24 protein-coding genes are annotated in these 23,860 nt (G+C 63.8%); 13 read left to right on the top strand and 11 right to left on the bottom strand.

Annotated elements, in window-relative coordinates; genetic code table 11:
* Positions 1-2: 2 nt before the first annotated feature.
* Both rhmD and U5A52_RS01945 read left to right on the top strand, forming a co-directional pair.
* Positions 3-1,181, top strand: a complete 1,179-nt coding sequence (rhmD, locus tag U5A52_RS01950) for an L-rhamnonate dehydratase (protein ID WP_321909463.1) — start codon at positions 3-5, stop codon at positions 1,179-1,181.
* Positions 1,182-1,235: 54 nt separating this feature from the next.
* Entirely contained in the window at positions 1,236-2,018 is a 783-nt protein-coding gene (locus U5A52_RS01945; protein ID WP_158760364.1) for an SDR family NAD(P)-dependent oxidoreductase, read from the top strand.
* Positions 2,019-2,025: 7 nt separating this feature from the next.
* Here the strand turns inward: U5A52_RS01945 and U5A52_RS01940 are convergent, their stop codons facing one another.
* Positions 2,026-3,018: a LysR family transcriptional regulator gene (locus U5A52_RS01940; RefSeq protein WP_321909461.1), complete on the bottom strand. Its 993-nt coding sequence runs from the start codon at positions 3,016-3,018 to the stop codon at positions 2,026-2,028.
* Positions 3,019-3,220: 202 nt separating this feature from the next.
* On the opposite strand from U5A52_RS01940, the gene rhaM reads away from it, so the two are divergent.
* From rhaM to rhaS, 6 genes are all read left to right on the top strand, one after another.
* Positions 3,221-3,535, top strand: coding sequence for an L-rhamnose mutarotase (gene rhaM, locus U5A52_RS01935; RefSeq protein ID WP_321909459.1), 315 nt, complete (start codon positions 3,221-3,223; stop codon positions 3,533-3,535).
* A gap of 20 nt (positions 3,536-3,555) precedes the next feature.
* The gene (locus U5A52_RS01930) at positions 3,556-4,461 is read left to right on the top strand and encodes an amidohydrolase family protein (protein WP_321933642.1); all 906 of its coding nucleotides are present in this window, start codon (positions 3,556-3,558) and stop codon (positions 4,459-4,461) included.
* A 28-nt stretch (positions 4,462-4,489) separates the two neighbouring features.
* Positions 4,490-6,028 carry a sugar ABC transporter ATP-binding protein gene (locus U5A52_RS01925; RefSeq protein ID WP_321933641.1) on the top strand — a complete coding sequence of 513 codons (1,539 nt, stop codon included), beginning with the start codon at positions 4,490-4,492 and terminating at the stop codon, positions 6,026-6,028.
* On the top strand, positions 6,025-7,080 hold the full coding sequence (locus U5A52_RS01920) for an ABC transporter permease (protein WP_321933639.1): 1,056 nt from the start codon (positions 6,025-6,027) through the stop codon (positions 7,078-7,080). The genes U5A52_RS01925 and U5A52_RS01920 overlap by 4 nt, the downstream gene beginning before the upstream one ends.
* Positions 7,073-8,092, top strand: a complete 1,020-nt coding sequence (locus U5A52_RS01915; protein WP_321933636.1) for an ABC transporter permease — start codon at positions 7,073-7,075, stop codon at positions 8,090-8,092. Before U5A52_RS01920 ends, U5A52_RS01915 begins: the two co-directional genes overlap by 8 nt.
* Positions 8,093-8,173: 81 nt before the next feature.
* Positions 8,174-9,181, top strand: a complete 1,008-nt coding sequence (gene rhaS / locus U5A52_RS01910) for a rhamnose ABC transporter substrate-binding protein (protein ID WP_321909454.1) — start codon at positions 8,174-8,176, stop codon at positions 9,179-9,181.
* 60 nt (positions 9,182-9,241) lie between these two features.
* Here rhaS and U5A52_RS01905 read toward each other — a convergent pair whose 3' ends face one another.
* A complete protein-coding gene (locus U5A52_RS01905) occupies positions 9,242-9,928 on the bottom strand; it encodes an SOS response-associated peptidase (protein ID WP_321933635.1) in 687 nt (228 codons plus the stop codon).
* A gap of 80 nt (positions 9,929-10,008) precedes the next feature.
* Between U5A52_RS01905 and U5A52_RS01900 the strand changes: the two genes are divergently transcribed.
* The 3 genes from U5A52_RS01900 to U5A52_RS01890 all read left to right on the top strand — a co-directional run bounded on the left by U5A52_RS01900 (position 10,009) and on the right by U5A52_RS01890 (position 11,711).
* Entirely contained in the window at positions 10,009-10,335 is a 327-nt protein-coding gene (locus tag U5A52_RS01900) for a hypothetical protein (RefSeq protein ID WP_158760356.1), read from the top strand.
* 146 nt (positions 10,336-10,481) lie between these two features.
* Positions 10,482-11,327, top strand: a complete 846-nt coding sequence (locus U5A52_RS01895; protein ID WP_321909449.1) for an alpha/beta hydrolase family protein — start codon at positions 10,482-10,484, stop codon at positions 11,325-11,327.
* A gap of 219 nt (positions 11,328-11,546) precedes the next feature.
* Positions 11,547-11,711 carry a DUF1328 family protein gene (locus tag U5A52_RS01890; RefSeq protein WP_027820439.1) on the top strand — a complete coding sequence of 55 codons (165 nt, stop codon included), beginning with the start codon at positions 11,547-11,549 and terminating at the stop codon, positions 11,709-11,711.
* A gap of 139 nt (positions 11,712-11,850) precedes the next feature.
* Here the strand turns inward: U5A52_RS01890 and U5A52_RS01885 are convergent, their stop codons facing one another.
* The 6 genes from U5A52_RS01885 to U5A52_RS01860 form a co-directional block, all read right to left on the bottom strand.
* Positions 11,851-12,645, bottom strand: coding sequence for an SDR family oxidoreductase (locus tag U5A52_RS01885; protein ID WP_321933633.1), 795 nt, complete (start codon positions 12,643-12,645; stop codon positions 11,851-11,853).
* 154 nt (positions 12,646-12,799) lie between these two features.
* Entirely contained in the window at positions 12,800-14,932 is a 2,133-nt protein-coding gene (locus U5A52_RS01880) for a phosphocholine-specific phospholipase C (RefSeq protein ID WP_321933631.1), read from the bottom strand.
* A 90-nt stretch (positions 14,933-15,022) separates the two neighbouring features.
* Positions 15,023-15,544, bottom strand: a complete 522-nt coding sequence (locus tag U5A52_RS01875) for a PRC-barrel domain-containing protein (protein WP_321909445.1) — start codon at positions 15,542-15,544, stop codon at positions 15,023-15,025.
* Positions 15,545-15,793: 249 nt separating this feature from the next.
* Positions 15,794-16,318, bottom strand: coding sequence for a response regulator (locus U5A52_RS01870; RefSeq protein ID WP_321933629.1), 525 nt, complete (start codon positions 16,316-16,318; stop codon positions 15,794-15,796).
* Positions 16,315-16,626, bottom strand: a complete 312-nt coding sequence (locus tag U5A52_RS01865; protein WP_321909442.1) for a DUF2795 domain-containing protein — start codon at positions 16,624-16,626, stop codon at positions 16,315-16,317. The genes U5A52_RS01870 and U5A52_RS01865 overlap by 4 nt, the downstream gene beginning before the upstream one ends.
* A 101-nt stretch (positions 16,627-16,727) precedes the next feature.
* On the bottom strand, positions 16,728-17,030 hold the full coding sequence (locus U5A52_RS01860) for an antibiotic biosynthesis monooxygenase (protein WP_321909440.1): 303 nt from the start codon (positions 17,028-17,030) through the stop codon (positions 16,728-16,730).
* Between the two features lie 154 nt (positions 17,031-17,184).
* Between U5A52_RS01860 and U5A52_RS01855 the strand changes: the two genes are divergently transcribed.
* Both U5A52_RS01855 and cqsA read left to right on the top strand, forming a co-directional pair.
* Positions 17,185-18,354, top strand: coding sequence for a GGDEF domain-containing protein (locus U5A52_RS01855; protein WP_321933627.1), 1,170 nt, complete (start codon positions 17,185-17,187; stop codon positions 18,352-18,354).
* 621 nt (positions 18,355-18,975) lie between these two features.
* Positions 18,976-20,277, top strand: coding sequence for an alpha-hydroxyketone-type quorum-sensing autoinducer synthase (cqsA, locus tag U5A52_RS01850; protein ID WP_321933624.1), 1,302 nt, complete (start codon positions 18,976-18,978; stop codon positions 20,275-20,277).
* 85 nt (positions 20,278-20,362) lie between these two features.
* Here the strand turns inward: cqsA and U5A52_RS01845 are convergent, their stop codons facing one another.
* From U5A52_RS01845 to U5A52_RS01835, 3 genes are all read right to left on the bottom strand, one after another.
* On the bottom strand, positions 20,363-21,388 hold the full coding sequence (locus tag U5A52_RS01845; protein WP_321933622.1) for a response regulator: 1,026 nt from the start codon (positions 21,386-21,388) through the stop codon (positions 20,363-20,365).
* Complete coding sequence (locus U5A52_RS01840; RefSeq protein ID WP_321933620.1) at positions 21,385-22,746, bottom strand: HAMP domain-containing sensor histidine kinase; 1,362 nt, start codon at positions 22,744-22,746, stop codon at positions 21,385-21,387. Before U5A52_RS01840 ends, U5A52_RS01845 begins: the two co-directional genes overlap by 4 nt.
* A gap of 276 nt (positions 22,747-23,022) precedes the next feature.
* On the bottom strand, positions 23,023-23,844 hold the full coding sequence (locus tag U5A52_RS01835; protein WP_321933618.1) for an alpha/beta fold hydrolase: 822 nt from the start codon (positions 23,842-23,844) through the stop codon (positions 23,023-23,025).
* Positions 23,845-23,860: the final 16 nt, after the last annotated feature.

The raw sequence follows: 23,860 nt of genomic DNA, 5'->3' as shown, positions 1-23,860 counted from the left end.
ACATGGCCATGCCAACCATCAAACACGTGCGAGCCTTCACCGTGCGCGGCGGCGGCGCCGACTATCACGATCAACCCGACGGCCACTGGATCGACGACCACATTTCCACGCCCATGGCGCGCTATCCCGAGTATCGCCAGAGCCGCCGCTCGTTCGGCATCGACGTGCTCGGCACGCTCGTCGTGGAAGTGGAGGCGAGCGACGGCACCGTGGGCTTTGCCGTGACCACGGGCGGCGAGATCGGCGCGTTCATCGTCGAGAAGCATCTCGCGCGCTTTCTCGAAGGGCAGGTCGTTACCGACATCGAGAAGATGTGGGATCAGATGTACTACGCCACGCTCTACTACGGCCGCAAGGGCGTTGTGCTCAACACCATTTCGGGCGTCGATCTCGCGTTGTGGGACCTGCTCGGGCAGATTCGCAAGGAGCCTGTGTATCAACTGCTCGGCGGCCCGGTGCGCGACGAGCTGATGTTCTACGCGACCGGTGCGCGGCCCGACCTCGCGAAGGAAATGGGCTTCATCGGCGGCAAGCTGCCTTTGCTGCACGGTCCGGCCGAAGGCGAGGAGGGCCTCAGGAAGAATATCGAACTGCTCGCTACGATGCGCGAGCGCGTGGGCGACGACTTCTGGCTCATGTACGACTGCTGGATGAGCCTCGACGTGCGCTATGCCACGCGGCTCGCGCAAGCCGCGCAGGAGTACAACCTCAAGTGGATTGAGGAATGCCTGCCGCCCGACGACTACTGGGGCTATGCCGAACTGCGCCGCAACGTGCCACGCGGCATGATGGTCTCCACGGGCGAACACGAGGCCACGCGCTGGGGCTTTCGCATGCTGCTGGAAATGGGGTGCTGCGACCTGATCCAGCCTGACGTGAACTGGTGCGGCGGCATGACCGAACTCATCAAGATCTCGGCGCTCGCCGACGCGCACAATGTGCTGGTCGTTCCGCATGGCTCGTCGGTGTACAGCTATCACTTCGTCGTGACGCGTCATAACTCGCCGTTCGCGGAATTCCTCATGATGGCGCCGAAGGCCGACAAGGTGGTGCCGATGTTCACGCCGCTGCTGCTCGACGAACCGGTGCCGGTGAAGGGCCGCCTCAAGGTGCCGGATGCGCCTGGCTTCGGTGTGCGGCTTAATCCGGACTGCAAATTGTCGCGTCCTTATACACATTAAGCGCAGCGAAAGCGCGCTGATCGAGGCTCATCGAAAGCTACGAGGAGAAAGCACGTGCTGCTCAAGGACAAGGTGGTGATCGTCACCGGCGGGTCGCGCGGCATCGGCCGCGCCATTGCGATTGCCAGCGCCCGTGAGGGCGCCGATGTCGCGATCAACTACTGGGGCGACAACGACGCCTCGTACGGCCGCCGCTCGGCGATCGACGAGGTGGTGGGCGAGATCGAGCGGCTAGGGCGCCGCGCAATTGCGCTGGAAGGCAACGTGGCCGCGCCGCAAACCGGCGTGGACCTCGTGCGCCAGACGGTGGAGCGCTTCGGCAAGGTCGATGTGCTCGCAAGCAATGCGGGTATCTGCCCGTTCCACTCGTTTCTCGACATGCCGCCCGCCGTGCTCGAACGCACGATAGGCGTGAACCTGAACGGCGCGTTCTACGTGACCCAGGCCGTTGCGCGGCAAATGAAGGAGCAGGGCACGGGCGGCGCAATCGTGGCGACGAGTTCGATCAGCGCGCTCGTGGGCGGCGGTATGCAAACGCACTACACGCCGACCAAGGCCGGCGTGCATTCGCTCATGCAGTCTTGCGCGATTGCACTGGGACCCTATGGCATACGCTGCAATTCGGTGATGCCGGGCACGATCGCCACCGACCTGAACGCCGAAGACTTGAGCGACGAAAGCAAACGCGAGTACTTCGAAAAGCGCATTCCGCTCGGGCGCCTGGGCGCGCCCGAGGACGTGGCCGAATGCGTGGTGTTTCTCGCCTCGGACCGCGCGCGCTATGTGACGGGCGCGGCGTTGCTCGTCGACGGCGGGCTCTTCGTGAACCTGCAGTGAAAACGCATCAATGAGGAGCGAGCGCGGCTGCGTGCGAACCACCGTGAGCGATATCGTCCATCTTGAAGGGCTGCGAAAAGCGCCGCAACAAGCCGACGAAATGTTCGGCGGGCTCGGCAAGCGGCTCGTTCTTGCGCGTGAGCACGCCGTAGCCCGGCAGGCTCTTGCCGATTTCGAGCGGCAGCACGACGAGCAGCTTGCCGCGCACATGGTCGCGCACGACCGGCTCGGGCAGCATGGCCACGGCGTCGAAGCTTTCGAGCAGTTGCAGCGTGGCGAAGATCGAGGCCGACTCAGTGAGATTGGCGGGCGTGCCAAGACCGGCGCGCGCAAGTTCGCCTTCGAACAACTCGCGCGCGGGGCTCGCAATGGGCTGCGCCACCCATGGCCAGTCCATCAGCTCCGCAAGCGTGACGTGTTCGCGCCGTGCAAGCGGATGGCGCGCGCGCACCACGAGCACGAGCGTTTCGCGTGCGATGGGCTCGAAGCTGAAGTCGTTGTGCTGCAGCGGCGTGGTGAGGCGCCCGAGCGCGAGATCGACTTCGCGGCGGTGCAGCAGTTGCACGACCTGGTCGCTCGTTTCGCCGAGGATGCGCACGTGCAGCAGCGGCCGTTCGGTCTTGAGCGTGGCGACGGCTTGCGCGAGCAGGTCCGGCGCGGCGCCCATGATCGCGCCCACGGTGAGCTGGCCGTGGCCGCCGCGGCGCTTCACGTCGAGGTCTTCGGCAAAGCGCGTGAGTTCGGCGAGCGCGCGGCGCGCGTAGGCGAGCGTGACGACGCCAAGCGCGGTGGGCTGCATGCCGCGCGCATTGCGCTCGAAGAGCCGGAAGCCGAACGCTTCTTCGATGTCGCTCAGCATGCGGCTCGCGCTGGGTTGGGCGACGTTGATGGCGTCGGCGGCTTGATGAACGTTGCGCGCGTCGTCGAGTGCGACGAGCAAGGCGAGATGTTTGAATCTGAGCCGGTTGACGAGTGCGACGACGGCAGTTTGATGATTCATGGAGCGATCCGGTTTGTGCATCGCCCGATCCCAACATCGGATTGGTTGGCTATCGATGCGGGAATTATAGTCGGATCACAACGCGGCTAACTACGTAAAAACGCGTGCCGTTGCGCGCTGCGAAGCCAGGGCAAACACCGAGGCAACGCGCGCGAGGCGCAATGAAGCGCACGCCGAAACAAGGCTGGACGGAGACACGATCATGGAGACAATTGCGTTTCGCATGCAGCTCGATCCCGGCAAGCGGGACGAATACGAGCGGCGTCACCGCGAAATCTGGCCCGAACTCGCGAGCGCGCTGCGCGATGCGGGCGTGAAAAATTACCGCATCTTTCTCGACGAGGCGACGCACCATCTCTTCGCCGTGCTCGAACGCCGCGACGATCACACCATGGACGCGCTGCCCGAGTTGCCCGTCATGCGCAAATGGTGGGATTACATGGCGGACATCATGCAGACGGACGCGCACAACGTGCCGCTGCAACAGCCACTCGTGCAGGTTTTCCATTTGCCTTGAACACACGCGAGGAGCATGCCATGCAGGTCGTCGATCCGCACGTCCACTTCTGGAACCTCGATACGCATCATTACCCGTGGCTCGCGAATCCGGGCACGTCGTTCGTGGGCGATGCGCGCGAGCTCAAGCACAACTATCTGCCTGACGACCTGCTGCGCGAGGCGGGCGACATCGACGTGCTCAAGGTCGTGCACGTCGAGGCGAATCACGATCCTGAAGATCCGGTGGAGGAAACGCGCTGGCTGGAGTCGATTGCGGACAACGCAGCGAACGCGGGTGAAGCACGCGCATTGCCTGACGCCATCGTGGCCGCATGCGACCTGAGTGCGCCGAACGCGGCCGCCGTACTCGAAGCGCACGCCGCCTTCGCTCGCACGCGCGGCATTCGCCAGATTCTCAACGTCCACGAAAACAAGCTCTACGACTACGTGGGCCGGCACTACATGCGCGAGGCGACATGGCGTGAGAACTTCGCGCTGCTGGAGAAGCATGGGCTTTCGTTCGACCTGCAGATTTATCCCTCGCAGATGGAAGAGGCGGCCGCACTCGCGCAAGCGCATCCTGGCATTCAGATCGTGATCAACCACGCGGGCATGTTCGTCGACCGCAACAGTGTGGCGGGCTACCGTGCGTGGCGAGAAGGCCTGCGCTTGCTCGCGGCGTGCCCGAACGTAGCCTTGAAAATCAGCGGGCTGGCAATGTTCGATCATGAATGGAGCGTCGAAAGCCTGCGGCCTTATGTGCTGGAAACGATCGATGCGTTCGGTGTGGACCGCGCGATGTTCGCCTCGAACTTTCCGGTGGACCGCCTGTTCGGCGGCTATTCGAAGCTTTGGCACGCGTACGCGTCGATCGTGAGCGGCGCGAGCGAGAGCGAGCACGCGGCGCTATTTCGCGGCAACGCTGAACGTATCTACCGCATTTGAGTGTGCGCGCAACGACATGGAGACAGGTGTGGAAGCAGAAAAAGTCACGGCCGGCGGCACTCCGCGGCTCGAGTTGCGTAACGCGAGCAAGTCGTTCGGGCGCGTGCGCGCGCTCATCGACGGCAGCTTGAGGCTCATGTCCGGCGAGGTGCACGCGCTGCTCGGCGAGAACGGCGCGGGCAAGTCGACGCTCGTGAAGATTCTCGCGGGCGTGCACCAGCCCGATGGTGGCGAAATGCGCATCGACGGCGTGGCGTGCGCGTTTGCAACGCCTGCCCAGGCCCGCGACGCCGGCATCGCGGTGATCTATCAGGAGCCCACGCTGTTCTTCGATCTTTCGATTGCGGAGAACATCTACATGGGCCGTCAGCCCGTGGATCGCGTGGGCCGCATCGACTACGACACGATGCATCGCGAAGTGGCGGCGCTGCTCGAATCGCTCGGTGTCGAACTGAAGGCAGAGCGGCTCGTGCGCGGCCTTTCGATTGCTGACCAGCAGGTGATCGAGATTGCGAAGGCGCTGTCGCTCAACGCGAACGTGCTCATCATGGACGAGCCGACTGCCGCGCTTTCGCTGCCCGAAGTCGAGCGGCTCTTTACGATTGCACGCACGCTGCGCGACCGGGGCGTGGCGATCCTCTTCATTACGCACCGGCTCGAAGAGGTGTTCGCGCTCACGCAACACGTGACGATCATGCGCGACGGCGCCAAGGTGTTCGACGCCCCCACGGCCACGCTCAAGACTCAGGACATCGTCGCGAAGATGGTGGGGCGCGACCTCGCCACGTTCTATCCGAAGGCCGAAGTGCAGCCAGGCGACGTGATGCTGCGGGTGCGCGGGCTCACGCGCCGCGGCGTATTCAAGGACATATCGTTCGACGTGCGCGCAGGCGAGATTGTCGCGCTTGCGGGGCTCGTGGGCGCGGGGCGCAGCGAAGTGGCGCGCGCGATATTCGGCATCGATCCGTGTGATGCGGGGCAAGTCCAGATCGCGGGCAAGCCGCTCGCGTCCGGCATGCCCGCCGCTGCTGTGAAAGCAGGCCTTGCGCTCGTGCCGGAGGACCGGCGTCAGCAAGGCCTTGCCCTCGAACTGAGCATTGCGCGCAATGCGTCGCTCACGGTGCTCGGGCGGCTCGTGCGCTTCGGCCTCATCTCCACGGGGCGCGAAGTGCAGCTGGCCGGACAGTGGGGCACGCGCCTGCGCCTGAAGGCGAGCGATCTGAACGCACCGGTGGGCACGCTTTCGGGCGGCAACCAGCAGAAGGTGGTGCTCGGCAAGTGGCTTGCCACAGGACCGAAGGTGCTCATCATCGACGAACCGACGCGCGGCATTGACGTGGGCGCGAAGGCGGAAGTCTACGGCGCACTCGCAGAACTCGTGAAAGAGGGCATGGCCGTGCTGATGATTTCGAGCGAACTGCCCGAAGTGCTCGGCATGGCGGACCGCGTGCTCGTCATGCACGAAGGCCGCATTACGGCCGATATTGCGCGCGCCGACGCCAACGAAGAGCGCATCATGAGCGCCGCGCTCGGCGAGACCAACATTCATCTGGGGCACGCCGCATGATGCGCCATTCCACTTCTCCTCATCCCTTGCACGGCGGCGAGCCGCGCGCGCAGCGGCGCAACGCTGGCGCGTGGGCCGAAGCGCTGGCGCGCAGCCGCGAGACCACGCTCTTCGTCGTCCTGCTGCTGATCGTGGGCGGCACGGCGCTCGCGCGGCCGCAATTCCTCAATCTGCAGAATCTGCGCGACGTGCTGCTGAACGTCTCCATCGTGAGCTTGCTCACGGCGGGCATGACGATCGTGATCCTGATGCGCCATATCGATCTCTCGATCGGGTCGACGGTCGGCATCAGCGCCTATGGCGTGGGCAGTCTTTACGTGGCGTTCCCGCATATGCCGGTGCTCGTTGCGCTCGTCGCGGGGCTTGCCATCGGACTCGTTGCGGGCGCAATCAATGCGTTGCTCGTGGCAGTAGGGCGTGTGCCGTCGCTCGTCGCGACGCTCTCCACGCTCTACATTTTCCGCGGCGCCGATTATGCGTGGGTGCACGGCGGGCAGATCAACGCCACGAGCCTGCCCGATGCGTTTTCGCGGCTCGCCACGGGCTCGGTGCTCGGCATTCCGGTGCTGGCGCTCATCGCGCTCGTATTGCTCGCCGGACTTTCGGTGTATCTCAAGCAGTTCCGGCCGGGCCGCGAGTACTACGCGATTGGCTCGAACCCGGAAGCGGCGCGGCTTGCCGGCATCAATGTGGAGCGCCGTGTCGCGACGGGCTTTCTGATCAGCGGCGCGATAGCGGGCCTGGCTGGCGCGCTGTGGCTCTCCCGCTTCGGCACCGTGGATGCGAGCACCGCGAAGGGCATCGAACTGCAGGTGGTCGCGGCCGCCGTGGTTGGCAGCGTGGCGATCACGGGCGGCGTGGGCACGATACTCGGCGCGACGCTCGGTGCGCTCGTGCTGGGCGTGATCAGCATTGCGCTCGTGGTGCTGCATGTCTCGCCATTCTGGGAACAGGCGATTCAGGGCGCGCTGATCGTGGCCGCCATCGCCGCCGATACGCTGCTCGCCCGCTCCGTGGCAAAACGCATGATGAGGAAACGCGACCATGGCTAAGAACGCCCCGAAACCCGACGCCGCGCTGCTCACGCGCAAGCCCGGCTTGCCGCTTAGCTGGGAAGCGCTGCTCGTCGTCATTCTCATTGCCTCGCTGGTGGTGGGGCGCGTGCTCTCACCCGTGTTCCTCACGGGCGCGAATATCAGCAACGTGCTTGCCGATCTCACCGAAGTCGCGCTCATGGCGTTGCCGATGACGCTCATCATCGTCGCCGCCGAAATCGATCTTTCCGTGGCCTCGGTGCTCGGGGCATCGAGCGCGTTGCTGGGCGTGCTTTGGCACATGGGCTTGCCGATGCCCCTCGCCATGGCGCTCGTGCTCGTGGCGGGCGGCCTCGCGGGCCTCTTCAACGGGCTCGTGATCGTGAAGCTCAATCTGCCTTCGCTGGCGGTGACGATCGGCACGCTCGCGCTCTTTCGCGGGCTGGCTTACGTGCTGCTCGGCGACCAGGCGATTGCCGACTTTCCGCCGGGCTATACGCTCTTTGGCATGAGCAACCTGGGCAGCACGTTCATTCCGCTGCCGTTCCTGATCGTCGCGGCATGCGCCATCGTGTTCACGATCCTGCTGCAGGCGACCGCTTTCGGCCGCAGCCTCTACGCGATCGGCGCGAACAGTACGGCCGCATCGTTCTCGGGCATCGACGTGCCGAAGATCAAGCTGCGCCTGTTCGTGATGTCGGGCGTGATGAGCGCGCTCGCGGGCATTGTCTATACGCTGCGCTTCACGAGCGCGCGCGGCGACAACGGCGAGGGCTTTGAGCTTTCGGTGATCGCGGCGGTGTTGTTCGGCGGCGTGAGCATTTTCGGCGGGCGCGGGTCGATGTATGGCGTGCTGCTCTCGCTTGTGATCGTAGGTGTGCTGAAGAATGCGCTCACGCTCGTCGACGTGTCGAGCGAGACGCTCACGATCGTGACCGGAGCGCTGCTGCTGGCGTCGGTGCTGATCCCGAATCTCGCGGCGCGCTGGCGCACGCTGCGCGACAAACGCGCGCTCGCACGGGCGGCTTGAGCATGGTGTGAAAGAGGGAAATGAAGTCAAGAGGTAGTCAAATCAACCGGATGCGTCCGGTACCCATCGAGGAGACGATTCATGAGAAAGCCAGTACGTCACGTGTGCACGGCCTTGCTGTGCGCGATGCTAGTGGGAGGCGGTGTCGCGGCGCATGCGGCCGGCATCAAGGAAGGGCTGAAGATCGCGTTCGTGCCCAAGCAGATCAACAACCCCTACGAGGTGATCGCCGATAACGGCGGCCTGGACGCCATCAAGGAGTTCAAGGGCGAAGGCAAGGCGGTGGGGCCTTCGGACGCGGGCGCGTCCTCGCAGGTCTCGTACATCAACACGCTCACCACGCAGCACCAGGACGCGATCGTGATCGCGGCCAATGACGCGAACGCGCTCGTGCCGTATTTGAAGCGCGCGATGGACCAGGGCATCAAGGTCGTTACGTTCGACTCGGACACGGCGCCCGAGGGGCGGCAGATCTTCGTGAACCAGGCGAATGCAGAGGGCATTGGCCGCGGCCAGATCCAGCTCGTTTCGAAGCTGATGGGCGGCGAGGGCGAGTTCGCGATTCTCTCGGCCACGCCCAACGCGACGAACCAGAACACCTGGATCAAGTGGATGCAGGAAGAGCTGAAGAAGCCCGAGTATTCGAAGATGAAGCTCGTGAAGATCGCCTACGGCAACGACGACGACCAGAAGTCCTTCGTCGAGACGCAAGGCTTGCTGCAGGCGTATCCGAACCTGAAGGCGATCGTTGCGCCTACATCGGTCGGCATCGCGGCGGCGGCGCGTTACATTTCCTCGTCGCCGAGCAAGGGCAAAGTGGTGGTGACAGGCCTCGGTACGCCTAACCAGATGCGCGCGTTCGTGAAGAACGGCACCGTGAAGGCGTTCCAGCTTTGGGACCCGGGTGCACTCGGTTATCTCGCTGCGTATGCTGCCGCCAATCTGGCTTCGGGCACGATCACGGGCAAGGAAGGCGAGTCCTTTGATGCGGGCAAGCTCGGCAAGCGCACGATCGGCAAGAGCGGCGAAGTGATTCTCGGGCCGCCCACGACGTTCGACGCTTCGAATATCGATAACTTCAACTTCTGATTGGCGTTGCCTGCGGGTTGATGCGGAGTGCTGAACGACCCGGCTTGCCCGGGTCGTTTTTTACTTGTCGTTCGTTTCGGGCTTCGCCGTGGCGCGCGGCGGCATGGGCTGAGGCTCGGCCGCCATCCCGTCAGCCGGGTAAAGATTGAGAAACGATCTCGCTTCGTCCATCGAGCGGCTAGCAAGCCAGTTTTCATACTCGGAAGGCGGCACGATCACCACCGAACGTTTCTCGTCCCCGGGCTTGTGAAAGCGGTTCATGAGCGGATGCTCGCTTGCATTGACCGTGAGCATCGTGAACGAGTACGCACGGCCGGCCTCGCCTTCGTCCCACTCGCGCCATAAGCCGGCAATGGCGAACGGCGCGCCATCGGCAAGACCAATGCGCCAGCGCACCGCCTTGCCGGTCTCGTAGCTCGGCTCGAAAAACGCCTCGCACGGAATCAAACAAAGTTGCAGCTTTTTCCACGCGCCACTGAAACTGCGCTTCTCACCCACTGATTCAGCGCGCGCATTCATCGTGTCGAACACTTTCACGCCGGGCGGAATGTGCTTGCGCGGCACCATGCCAAAGGTCGCGAGCAGGGCTTCGCGCGCGTCGGGCTCATCCGGCACCTCGCTCGCCCGGCGGATTACCGGCGCGGCATAGTCCTTGTAGATCTCGTCGCGCCAAGGGTCGTCCGGCGGCAGGACGCCGTAGTGCCTGAAGAGGTAGTCGCGGCGTGCGGCGGCGTAGTTCGTGCACATGGTCGTCTCTCCGTCCCGTCCTTCAGATTCATTCTGACATGTGATAGGCTGTATAAATATACAGTGTTTTGGGGCGGATAATGGGACGCGATCATCGTCACTTCCCTCCGCTCACGGCAGCGGAGCTGGCTGAAATCTACGATCGGAATCCCTTGCCGGTCGTGTTGCGGTTGCTTTGGGAAATCCACCGGCTGCGCTCCACCATCAGCCGGGCGAACCAGATCCGGCTGACGATCGGCAAGCGCGTGGGCACGGCGAATACGCCTGCAGGCATGTGGGAGCGTTTCGAGCAGGACCTCGACGCGGAGCCGTGTTTGACCGATCCGCTCACGGCGCGCCAAAAGGGTTTGCTGCATGAGGGCGAGCCGCAGGGGCGGCTGCGACGCAGGCGGCGCAATGGCGATTGAGCGTCCCCCATCATGTGGGCTCCCCCACGTTTGTGAACAATTCGCAATAAATCGTATGGCACGTTGAAATTTGGTTGTAAGTGGCCCTTGTTAGAGTCCCTGAAAGCAGTTGTCTTTCGTGGCAGTCAACACAAGAGCGACTTCTCATGGCTATTGTCCGTACATGCTGGTTCGTTCTGGCGCTGCTTCTCAGTGCTCCCGTCTGGGCATACCAGACGCGTGTCGTCTCGATCCCGAGCACCGCGATGCAGCGCTCGTTCGACGCGACCGTCGTCCTGCCCGACGACTACGCGCGCGGCAACCACGCCGCGCGTTTTCCGGTCATCTACGTGCTGCACGGCTCGGGCGGCAGTTATGCCGACTGGACCTCGAACACGCACATCGGCAAGCTCGCCGACCGTTACCACGTAGTGCTGGTGATGCCGGACGGCGGCCACGAAAGCTGGTACATCGACAGCCCGTTCGATCGGAGCAGCCGTTATGAAACCTATGTCGGCAACGAGGTCGTGTCGTATATCGACATGCATTTCCGCACGATCGCCACGCGCGAGGGGCGCGCGATCACGGGTTTGAGCATGGGCGGTTTCGGCGCACTGCGCATTGCGCTGGACCGCCAGGAGACGTTCGGCGCGGCCGGCAGCATTAGCGGCGCCGTCGATCCGCGCAATTGCGACGACGAACCGGGCATCGCTCACGTATTCGGCGATCCCGCGCGGCACGCGTCGTTCTGGAACAGCAATGCGATCGTGGATAGTGCGCAGGACTTCGAGCATGCGCATATCGCGCTCACCATCGACTGCGGCGTGAGCGACTTCTTCGTGCAGTCGAACCGTACGCTGCACGAAAAGCTCGTCGAACTGGGCGTGCCTCACGATTACGCGGAACGCCCGGGCGGTCATACGTGGTCCTACTGGTCGAACTCGATCCGCTATCAGGTGCTCTTCTTCGCCACGACATTCCAGCGCGCCGGCTGGCATCCGCAAGTGGCGTAACGCGTCGCGGCTCGCGCGCGTTTGCCAACATCTTTCCATCACACGATTGCCCGCAGCGCGTGCCCGACCTCAGGCACCGCGTTTGCTCCAATGGTCCTGCAGGGATGGGCGCGTAGATCCGTCCCGCTCAACCAGATGCCGGGCATCGGGCGACCGCACGCGGCGCCGGGGCGCGGCGACCACCCTTGAGCCGGATCACACCGGGTGCAGGAGGACGTCATGCTTCAATACGCTGTCATTTTCTTTATCATCGCGATCATCGCGGCCGTGTTCGGTTTCGGCGGCATCGCGGCGGGTGCGGCATCGATCGCCAAGATCCTGTTCTTCATCTTCCTCGTGGTTTTCCTCGTCACGTTGCTGCTTGGCGTCGTGAGAAGGGGTTAACCGGCGAGCCACGTTTGTTACGCTTGTTGCAGTCGAAGTGCAGCCCGCCCGCGCGGGCTGCACTTTTTTGTGTTCAATGCTCTGTTGCGTGTTGTGATTCGTATAACGAATCAAATCCGTGCCCTCGCGGCCGGGCGAGTCACGCGATGGTATCTACCACGCCGCCATCCACGCGCAACGCCGCGCCCGTCGTGGCCGATGCTTCCTTCGAACACGCGTAGACGATCATGTTCGCCACTTCCTCCACGCTCGCCGCGCGGCGGATGATGGAAGAGGCACGATGCGTCTGCACGAACTGCGCGGCGACTTCCTCGACGGTTTTGCCCGAAGCGGCCACTTCGTCCTTGAGCATATGCGACACGCCTTCCGAAAGCGTCGGGCCCGGCAGCACCGAATTGACCGTGACGCCGGTACCCGCCAGGCGCTTGGCGAGGCCGCGCGCGAGCGCGAGTTGCGCGGTTTTCGTCATGCCGTAATGAATCATGTCGGCGGGAATGTTCAACCCCGATTCCGATGAAATGAACACAATGCGCCCCCAGCCACGCTTGACCATCGCGTTCGCATAGGCGCGCGAGAGGCGTACGCCCGACATCACATTCGTTTCGAAGAAACGCAGCCATTCGGCATCGGGAATCTCGAAGAAGTCCTGCTGCTGAAACACGCCGAGATTGTTCACGAGAATGTCCACCTGCGGATGCGCCTTCACGAGTGCGTCGCATCCCTCTGCGCTGGAAAGATCGCCGACGAAGCCTTGCACCCGCGCACCGGGCGCCGCGGTGCGCAGCGCCGCCTCGGCTTCGCGCACGCTTTCGGTGCGACGGCTGCTGACGATCACGTCGGCGCCCGAGAGCGCGAGGCCTTTCGCCGCGGCAAGACCGATGCCGGCAGCCGAGCCGGTGACGAGCGCGAGTTTTCCAGTCAGATCGATTTTCATGCGGGCTCCTTGAGGGGGGAGGCAGGCCACGCTTCTGAACGCGCGTTGAACGTGCGGGGCGCAACGCCGGTCGCGGCCATCGTGAAGGGAACGGGCAGTGTACTGCGCAGCGGCGTTGGAGGTATTCTCGGGCGCCTCAGTCGACTCACTCACCTCATTCACCCATAGCCGGATCGCTCACGCTGTCCTTGCCGGTTTCCAGACGGCCCGCAAAGCGCCGCAATACACCGTTCTCCGCGCTTAACGTGAAGTCGTACCAGCCGCCCGAATCCGCGAGCGCCCAGTTCGGCTGCACCTGGTCGCCGGAGCGTAACGCGTAAGTCCACGGTCCGTCGATGCGGTAGGCATTGGCCGCTATGGTCACGTTCGAAGCCGCGCTTGCGCGATTCGCGATGCCAAGCTCGAGCGTATTGTTCGCGGCGTCATGGCGCACGCGCACTTCAGGATTCGGCCCGTGCACCGCCGCGCGCACGTTGCCCTCGAATGCGCGATGAAAGCCGTTCGGCCCAAGCACCCACAGGCGGTATGCGCCGTTATCGGAGGCAGCGGGTGTCCAGGTGTCGCGCAATGTCTTGCCTGCCTCGACGGTGTAGCGGCGCGGCGCCTTGTCGAGGTGAAGCTGGTCGTACACGTGAAATACGGCGCCGGCCTTTCCTTCGTTGCCGAACTCCAGCTGAATCTTGTGATGACGCCCGTCGACGCTCGCATCCACGTTGAGGCGGTACGGCAGTGCGCGCGAGGGCCGCGCCTTGCGCGCCTGCTGCGGCATGGTCTGCAGGTCGGGCTGCGGCACCGGCACGGGTTTGAGGGCGTTCTGTTGCTTGTTCAACGCGTCGGCGGCGGCTTTCGTCGGCGCGGAAAATGTCTGCACCGGCTTTTCGTTCGGTGTGCTGAAATTGAATGCCGAGGTGAGGTCGCCGAATACGGCACGCCGCCACGGGCTGATGTTCGTCTCACGCACGCCGAAGCGCGCTTCGATGAAGCGCAGCACCGACGTGTGATCGAAAACTTCCGAGTTCACATAGCCGCCCGTGCTCCACGGCGAGACGACGATCATCGGTACGCGCGGCCCAGGCCCGAATGGCAGGCCGTCTGGCTTGACCGGCTTGCCGTCGCCGGGAGGATTCGGCATGGTGAAGTATTCGTGGCGCGTGCTGGTGGTGGATTTGCCCGCGTACTCGCCATCCTTGATGGGCGAGGGCGGGCAAGGCGGCGGCATGTGATCGAAGAAGCAATCGTTCTCGTCGAAGTTCACGAAGAGCACAGTCTTGCTCCAGATGTCCGGGTTGCGCGTGAGCGCTTCGAGCAGCTTCTGGAGGTAGTAGGCGCCCTGGCCTGGCGTCGATACGGCTGGGTGCTCGCTATAGTTCTGCGGCGCGACGATCCAGCTCACCTGAGGCAACCGGTTCGCTGCGATATCGTCGTTGAGCGCCTGCAGGAAGCCGCCATCGGGCATCGTATTGCCGACACCCTTGTACAAGGGTTCGCGCGCGTCGAGCGCCTCGGTCCACGGCACGTTGGGCGAACCGTCGATTGCCTCGAGCGCCTTGCGATAGCTCGCGAACCCGACGAGCGGATTGTCCGTGTAGTTATCGGGCTGATTCTCATACACCTTCCACGTCACGCCTGCGGCCTGCAAGCGTTCGGGATACGTGGTCCATTTCAGGCCCGTGGCCGGCGCGGCGATGTTGTCCCAGCCGTTGTTGTCGACCACCGCGTATGGCGAGGCCGTGGGGCCATTGGTGCCGGTGAACAGAAAGAGCCGGTTCGAGTTGGTGCCGCCGTGCAGCGAGCAATAGTAGGCGTCGCAGATCGTGAAGGCGTTGGCGAGCGCGAAATGAAACGGCAGGTCGGCGGCCTGAAAGTAACCCATCGAAGCGTCGCCCTTGAACTTGGGCCAGTGCGTCATGCGGCCATGGTCCCAGGCCTCGTGGGCGTCGGCCCAGTTGTGTGCGCCGCCCGCGAGCAACGCGTTGCCTTTGCGGCTGTCCAGGTAGAACGGCAGCAGCGTGCGTGAGCCATCGCTCTGCTGCCAGACATTGGCGCCGCCGGGTAGCGGAATCGTGAAGCGGTCCGAGAAGCCGCGCACACCGGGCAGCGTGCCGAAGTAGTGGTCGAAGGCGCGGTTTTCCTGCATGAAGACGACGATATGCTGCACGTCTTCAATCGTTCCGGTCGCATTGTTTGCAGGAATGGCCAGCGCCCGCTGGATGGCGGGCGAAGCGAGGCTGAGCGTGGCGCCCGCGGCGGCGGCGCGAAGGAAATCACGGCGGTCCATCGAAGTCATGTTGTGTTCGCGTTGTTGTCGTTGTACTCGCGACCATTAGCATGACACGTTGGCGCCGCCGCGGGCGCTCGATGAACGCGCGCGCGTGCGTCAGAGCTTCACACCCCCCGCTTGCGGCGGCTCACGCCCTGGCTCGGCGAGCGGCAGGCTCGCGGCGTCGTCGCTCCAGTACGGCTCGCGGCCGTAGTACTGATGCACGGAGCTGGCCCAGGTGCGATCGGCCATCGAAGGCCACTCGCCCTTGTCGAAGCCCGGTGCGTTCTTCACGCGCTCGGAGTTGAGGGCGATCACGAAGCACTTGCGCGACGCGTCGAGCGTGAGAGCGTTCCACGGCACCGCAAGCAGCTTGTCGCCAATGCCGGGAAAGCCGCCGCTCGACATCACCATGTAGGCAATGCGGCCGCTTTCCACGTCGAGCATGATCTCCTTGACCTTGCCGACTTCGTCGCCGTCCGAGCTCAGCACGCGGTCGCTGTCCAGCGTGCTCGCCGCCATCACGTCGGGGCCGGGGCCACGCGTTGCCGCGCGATCGCGGCCGACAATGCGCGCGCCTTCGCCGCTGCGCGGCGTTGAAGCGATTGGGGTTTGCGCTGGGTTTTTCGAATAGGCCATGATGTTCTCCTTGTTCATGATGAAACGCGCATGCCGGGTGTTTCCCGCGCGCGCCCGAAATGGACCGGTCACGCCGGTTCCACAGCATCGGTCATGCCGTGGCGCGCCAGTGCAGGCTATCGCGCAGGTTATCGATCAGGAAACCGAATGAAGCAAGGCCGCGCGAGTGGGCGATTTGCGCGCCGCTGCGCCATGTAAGGCGCTACGACGACGGTAAATCGTTCATGCGGCGCACGAGGCCCGCGCGTATCAGGGCGTGGCGACCCGGTGGAGGATGTCCAGCAATTGCGCAACCGCGAAGGGCTTGCGCAGGAAGCCCGCGACGTCGGCGTCGGGGGGCGGGGTGACGAGCGCGGATACGAGCACGAGCGGCACGCGCGCGAGCTTGCTGCTGCGCCTCATTTCGCGCATGAGGGACAGACCGTCCATGCGCGGCATCATGCAGTCGGAGATCACGACATCGGGAGGGTCGTCGAGCGCGCTTTGCAGCGCATCCGAGCCGTCTGCGGCGGTGCGCACCCGGTAACCCTCCTGCCCGACCAGTTCCTTGAGCGCATCGAGTGCGTTGATGTCGTCGTCGACCAGCAATACGGTAGCCATACGTTTCTTGCGTGAGCGGCCCAGCCGGTTACGGTGGCTGGGCCGTTGTTCTTCGTGATCTTCTTTGCGATCGCGCCGCGGCGGGCCCAAACTATCCAGCGGCCGTCCCATACCGCGCAATTTCCGTTCCCGCGCCGTCGCGCGGGCGGGATTCTTTTCGGCTTCGATCGTCATCGCCGCGGCGCCGCTCCCTGTTGGGCGTGTTGGGCGGCGGATTCACGCAAGCGCAGTTGTGCGGCGACGATGGAGGCCGCGACCTCGGGAAAGCTGCCGAACGCCTCGTCGGGCAACTGGCGAAGGGCTTCGATCACGTCGCGCGGTGCGCCGCGGCTTTCGGCGCTTTCGATCAGCGTGGCTGGGTGCGCAGGCCAGGTGACGCATTCGAGGGCGTGCAGCGCGCGCCCGGTCAGGGCCTTGGCGTTCGAGCGCGCCTCGCCAAGGGTGTCGGCTCTTGTTGCCTCGCAAGCGGAAGCAGGCTTCATCGGCTCCTCCTTCGAAGATCCGATGTTTCCCGCAGGCGCCATTCCTGGCACCCTTTTGCCTGCCTTTTGCTCGTTGTCTACGCGCGGCTTCCGGCGGACGTTCAAGCGGGAAGTTTGTCGGCAAGCACGTCGGCGCGGCGAATTTGCGGCGGTGTGGCCAGCAGTTCGCCCGCATGCGCCATCAAGGCCGCCGCCACCTTGCCGTTCAGATGCGCTTCACGGCCAGCTTCGTCGTCGAAGGCATCGAAGATCGCAAACGTCGACGTGTCGAAGCGCACGCCGAACCAGGCCGGCGTGGCGGGTTCCGCGTCGACCAGCGGCTTCGCACCCGCGAGAAATGCCGCCAGTTCCTCTTCCTTGCCGGGCTGCGCATGCAGCTCGACGTACAACGCACGTTGGGTCATGACATACCTCCTGTTACGTCGTGGCGCTTCAGGCATGGTCGCGGTGTTTCGGGGCGTTCGTCAAGCGTCGGGACGGTGGGGATAGCGTGGCCCAAGGCGCATGTTTTTCACAATGATGCCGTAAACTCGGACATATCTTCAGACCACGCCGTACATGCTAGATCCGGTCAATATCCTTCTTGTCACGGTGCTTTCGAGCATCATGAGCCTCGCCATTCTCGGCTCGCTGCGGCCCGCGGGTATTCCCGGTGTGGGGCGGTGGATCGGCGCCTATTTGATGGCAAGCGTCGCGATCCTGCTCGCGGGCATGCAGCGCGTTGGCTTGCCTGTTCTCACCGTCTTCGTTTCGAATACGTTGCTGGCGCTAGCCGTCGTGCGCATGCTCGAGGGCTGCCGCGAGTTCTTCGGGCTCAAGCCGCGTGTGCCGCTCGCCTACGCGGGAACCGTTGCGCTCGCAACGGGTATTGCGTGGTGGTACTGGGTGACGCCCAGTCTCGGCGCGCGCGTGGCCGTCGTCTCCACGTTTCATGCGGCCATTTACGTGTCGATCGGTTGGCTCGCATGGCGTTGCCGGCCGCCCGCGCGCCCTGTCTACAGCTACCGGTTCGTGACGCTGGCCGCCTGGCTGGGCGCATTCGCGCACGCGCTGCGCGGGGCGATGTACGGCAGCGGCATCGTGAGGCAGTACGGGCTGCTCGACTCCACGCCGCTCAACGTGGCGTGGCTCGCACTCGGCATTCTCGTGTTACCCGCGCTTTCGATCGGCCTGGTTCTGCTCGCGCACGACCGCATGGCCGAGCGGCTCGAGCGCCTCGCGAATCAGGACGAGCTGACCGGCGCGCTCACGCGCCGCGCCTTTCTGGCCCAAGCGAACGCGACGCTCGAAGCCGCGCGCGAGCAGGGCGAGCAGGTCACGTTCGCGATTGTCGATATCGATCACTTCAAGTCGATCAATGACCGCTACGGACACGCCACAGGCGACCGCGTGCTCGCGCAGTTTTGCCGCGTCGTGAAGAGTGGCGTGCGCGTAGAGGACGTGTTTGGCCGCCTGGGCGGCGAAGAATTCGCGTTGCTGTTTGTCGGCATGACCCGCGACGACGCCGTGAGGCGTCTCGATGAATTGCGCGTGCTGGCTCTCGCCGTGCGGCGCAGCGCCGATGCTCACGCCCGTGAATCCGGGCAGGAGGCGCACGACGGCCTCACGTTCAGTGCGGGCGTGGATGAAGCCCAGGCACAAGACTCGCTCGCCACCTTGATGGCGCGCGCCGACGCCGCGCTCTATGTTGCCAAGTCACGCGGGCGCGACCGCGTCGTGGCCATCTGAAGAGTCTGATCTGAAGAGTCTGTCGGTCTCCCTCGGCAGTTTATGCGTGGTGAATCAATGCCCGAATCCTTTCGTGGCGCGACGGGTATTCCTTATCGAAACTCCATGCACTACGCATAGTTGCGCACCGCGAAGATCTAAACAGCGCTGTTTTTAAACGATAATTATCAATGGCGCGACTGACGTTGCGTGCAGCGTAAAGGCGCTTTCGCTGCATGACGTGCAGGGTCCAGATGGCCTGCGTGGCGCGCCTCAAAAATTTTCGGGCGGGCGTTTCTTCCCTTGTAACCAGTGGCGATCACGCGATGCGGGATTCCTGCGGATATGAAACGCCTGCTCCTGGCGCCCCGCGCCCGCATTGGTTTTCGAATTCGCTCCGCATTCAAGCGCGCTCTGGCGCCGCCGGCCTGGGCACTCCCTGGTTCCCCGCCGCGCGCCGCGACTCACGCGCTCGCCAGTCATTGCATTACCCACATTCAAAAGTCCGTTGCCGCAACGCGCACGTCAGGCCTCATCGCGCGTGTCGTTGCGCTGCGGGCACATTACGGGCCTGCCTCCCGGTATCCATCCTGACCAGACAAGTCGCTTCCGGGGGCAGGCTTTAACCACAAGGAGCCTGAGATGAAAGTTGGCAGCAACTGGCGTAACGCACATAACAACGACGCGGCATTGCCCGCATTCCTCGCAGCACGTGTCGATCGTTACTACACCGAGCGCGTGCAGGAGAGCTGGGCCGGGGGCCACATCATGAAGGGTCGTGTTGCCGATGCTGATGCCTTGCACCTTTCGAGTAACGACTACCTTTCGATTGCGCGCCACCCTGAGATTCTCGATGCAATGTGCACGAGCATCCGCTCGGAGGGCAACGGGCTCTTGATGTCGGGCGTGTTCCTGCACGGCGACGACTGCCCGCAACTCACGCTCGAAGACCGCTTCGCGTCATACATGGGCGCCGAAGCGAGTGTGTTGTGCCAGTCGGGTTTTGCTGCGAACACGGGGCTGATTCAGTCGATCGCCAATGCGCAAACGCCGGTGTACGTCGACATGATGGCGCACATGTCGCTGTGGGAGGGCATACGCAGCGCTGGTGCGCGCGCGATCAGTTTCTTCCACAACGATGTCGAACACCTCGAGCAGCGCATTCAGCGCTACGGGGCCGGGATCGTGATTGTCGACTCCGTGTACAGCACGAACGGCAGCGTGGCGCCGCTCACTGCCATTGCCGAGGTGTGCGCCGAGCACGACTGCGTGCTGGTCGTCGACGAGTCGCATTCGCTCGGCACGCACGGCCCGCACGGCGCGGGCATGGTGGCCGAACTCGGGCTCATCGACCGCGTGCATTTCCGCACGGCCAGTCTCGCCAAGGCGTTTGCCGGGCGCGCGGGCATCATTAGTTGTTCGCGGCGCTTCCAGGAGTATTTCAAGTGCGAGGCGCTGCCGGCGATTTTCAGCTCGACGCTGCTGCCGCATGAGACGGCGGGCCTCGCGGCGACACTCGACGTGATCGAGCGCGAAGACTGGCGGCGCACGCGCGTTGCGGCCAACGCGCGCTACGTACGCGGGCGGCTTGCCGAACTCGGCTACAACCTGAACGGCAGCGAAACGCAGATCATCGCGCTCGAAGCCGGGCCGGAGCCGCAGACGATCGTGCTGCGCGACGCGCTCGAAGCCCGCGGCATTTTTGGTTCGGTGTTCTGCGCGCCCGCCACGGCGCAGAACCGCTCGCTCGTGCGGCTCTCACTCAACGCGGCGCTGTGCGAGGATGAACTGGAGCGGCTCGTGGAGGTGTGCGCGGAGATTCGCGATGAGGTGCAGATGTGGAACTGGCCGTCTACGCGCCGCAACGAGCGCAACGCGGGCCGTGCGCGCGTGCGTGTGCCGCAGGCTGTGGTGAATATGCCGATGGTGGCCGTGGCGGCCTGAGCATGCGTGCAGCGAGGCGGCGATAGCGTGGGGGGGCACCCGATTTACGGCCTGCGGAAAACTTACCGCAATTCGGTGCCGTAAATCAGGGTGAGTCCCACGCCGCCTGGATCTCGCGGTCGAGCTGGTCGAGATGCCGGTCGTAGGGCAGGACGTTGTCGAGCGCAAGCCCCGCCGGCTTCTTCACCACGGCGTAGAGATAGCGGCGGTCGCCGTGAAATTCCGATGCGGGGTGCATATACGGCTGCCATTCCGCACACTGCGCCGGGTAATAGCCTTCCGTGCGCCAGAAATAGGGCAGGCTGCGGCGGCTGTCGAGCTCCGCGAGAAAGCTTGCGGGCGCACCTTGTTCGACCGCGATTTCGCGCACGCCGCGCAGCGATTCGTCGGTGTGAATGACGAGCAGGTATGCCGTGCCGACCCCGTCGAACATCAGGAGTCCGTGCGGTTGGTACGAGAGATAGTGCTCGACGATGCCCAATGAATCGGCAATGCCTTTCACGTGCGCGGCGAGCGCATGATCCTTGAGGAAGGCATATTCGGAAACGGCGAGTGCGTCGAGCACCGTGCTGCAGCAGCGGTCGAAATACGCGCGCTGCATATCGCCGATCGCCTGGTTCAGCGTTTCCACGGCATCGACTTCATGCTTGCGGATGAAGCGGTCGATCAGCCCTTCGTTGAAGCTTTTCACCGCCACGTGCTCGTCGGCCTTGCCGGTCAGCACGATTTTCCTGATCGACGGGTCGGTAATCCGGCGGCAAAACTCCATACCGTTGAGTTCGGGCATGTCGTAGTCGACGACCACGACCGATACCGACTCGAAGCGCGACGCGTTATGTACGAGACTACGTATCGCGTCGACGCGCATGGCGATGACCTGGTGCGCATCGTTTTCTTCGGTGCGGTCCAGATACGGGCTGAAGATGGGCTCAGCGGCCCGGTTCGGCCCGGCACGGCCATTGAGAAACTTCAGCGCCTCGCTAGGCGAGCTGAACAGGCGGAAGGCCAGGTCGGGGTCGAGTTGCAGGCTCAGGTTCGAAAGGAACGCGGCGCTGTCGTCGACGAAGGCGACGGTGGTCGGGTAGGAGAACGGCTGAATGGCTTTCGTCATGGCGCAGGGAATGTCAAAACGAACTCGGTATATTCGCCTTTTACGGAAGAGCAGGTAATTGCTCCACCCATCGCTTGCATGACATCGCGGCAGAATGCCAGCCCGATTCCTGCTCCGAGCGTCACGTCATCGGTGGCGGTTGTCGAAGTATAAAAGCGCGTGAAGATGTGCGGCAATACCTCAGGGGAAATACCGGTGCCCGTATCGCTGAAAATCAAACGATTGGCCCGTTGCCCTGATTCAAGACGAATAGAAATCTGCGCGCCTTCGATGCTGCCCATATGCCGGAAGGCATTTTTGAGCAGATTGAAGAGCACGTGAACGGTAAGCATTTCGGATCCGTGGAATTCGAAATCGGGGCGCAGATTGCAGATTACCCGACGCCGGTCGCCTTCGCGAAACGGAAAACGCGCAAGCGCGGTTTCCACGCAATGCACGATCGAGCACGTTGTTGCGTTTTGCATGTTGCCGCCCGTGAAGCGCGCCGTGGCGAGCAGCATGTCGATGATCGCGTTCGAATGCAGGGCTTCCTGTTCAATGCGGCCAACCACGCCTTGCAGCGAATGCAGATGCGCCACGCGTATTTTGGGCACGGGCAAGCGGCTGCGCTGGGCGAGCTGATAGGTGTCGAGCAGCGCGGGTAAATAGCGCATGAGGCCTGCGGCGCCCACGCGGATCGCCACGAGCGGGGTGCGCAGTTCGTGCGCCACGCTGCCTGCCGTAGCCAGCATGGCGCGCTCCTGTTCGATCTGAATGCGGTCCTGATCGTAATTGGCCACCGCGCCGATCGCCACCGCGAACGAAAAGATCGCCAGATGGGTGAGGTAGTTCGGCCCCAGCACGACGGGGTACGTGGTGAGGCAGTACGCGATCACCGCGAGGCTGATGCCCACAAGGAACTGCAGCACGAGCATGAGCCAGTCGAGCAGCAGCACCATCACGAACGCCGCGATCAGCGCGCTCTCCACCCACACTTCGTTGCCGTTGTTCTTGAGCAGCATGAACGTGAAAAAGAACGGCAATGCGTAGAGCGTGCAGAAGTACCAGTACCACGGCAGCAGCTTTTTCAGCGCGGCAGGCCAGCGCTCGAACGCCAGAATCGGCACAAAGAGAAGAGAGCCGATCAGGCGCAGCGTGAGATTTTCATACGGCTGAGGAAAGAGGTCTTTCCAGACGTAGTAGTAAAGCGGAAAGCCCACGCTAGCCACGACGGCGAGCGGGCGCATGCGGCGCTTCACGTATTGCAGGTTGCGCAGCGCGGGCGCGAAGGCGCGCACGAAGCGCGGACGCATCGACGCCCAGGCTCGCCTCAGTCGCACCGAGGTTCTTGAAACGTTCATCAGAATGGAATCGCTCATCGTTCTGGCCGGCGCGCGCGGTCCGGCCGGTCTTCTTGCGTCTCGCTTTTTTGGTGCCCCGTGCTTCTGCTTTCCCGCCGGAGGTCTCGCGTGGTCGGACCCCGTCTCCACCCGGCAAAGAAAGACAATATCACCAAAGGATTGCAGCGATGAGGCGTGTTTGGCCCCTGGATGGACTTCGATGCGGTACCGGAGGAGGTTTGTTATGCGCTGCGCATCGATTCGCCTCATTTTAGAGGCATTCGACGGGCGCTCGGGCGCGCCTCTGTGCGGCCTTCAGGCCGCTGGCTTGCGTTGGGCGGAAATGAACTGCTCGATTGCGTCGTCCAGTGGCTGCGGCGCATCGCGATGCGGAGAATGGCCGCCGTGTGCTAGCGCGTGGACGCGTGCGTGCGGCACGGCCGCGCCAATCGCTTCGACCTGCGCCATGGTGCCGTAGTGGTCGTCCCCGGCCTGTACGGCGAGCAATGGCGCACGAATCGATGCAAGATCGCCGACGATGTTCCAGGCCCGGAAGGCGGGATCGAGCCAGATGTCGTTCCAGCCGTAGAACGCGGAATCGACATCGTCGTGATAGCGCGCGAGCTTTTCGCGCAGGCGGGTCGTTTCGTACGCAACCTTCGCCTCGGCTATGCTTTCGACGGATATCGCTTCGACGAAGACGTGCGGCGCGATTGCCACCGCGCCATCGAGCGCCTCGGGAAAAGCGGCGGCATAGAGCAGCGCGATGGAGGCGCCGTCGCTATGACCGATCAGCCACATGCGCGTGCGTTCGGCTGCGCTGATGCCGAGTGCGTCGAGCAGAGCGGGCAAGACCTCGCGCGCCTGCTGGGTCATGAAATCGACTGGCCATTTCACGTGAGGCGCGCGCGGCGTGGAGCGCCCGTAACCCGGACGCGAATAAACGAGCCCGCGCATGCCGAGGCGCTCGCAAAGCGCGGCGGGCCAATCCTTCCACATCGCAATCGAGCCGAGACCTTCGTGCAGGAACACGGCGAGCGGCGCTTCGCCATCTGCCGCGCCGATCCAGCGATATTCAATGCGCAGCGCATCGTGTGTATGCGTGGCGGGGAGGTCGGCAAATTCGCTTTCGTTCATGGTGCTTGTCACGTGT

The sequence above is a fragment of the Paraburkholderia sp. J8-2 genome, from assembly GCF_905220195.1.
Classification (GTDB): Bacteria; Pseudomonadota; Gammaproteobacteria; order Burkholderiales; family Burkholderiaceae; genus Paraburkholderia.
Note: the sequence above shows the minus strand (reverse complement) of the source record. Positions and strands in the feature narration are given on the sequence as shown.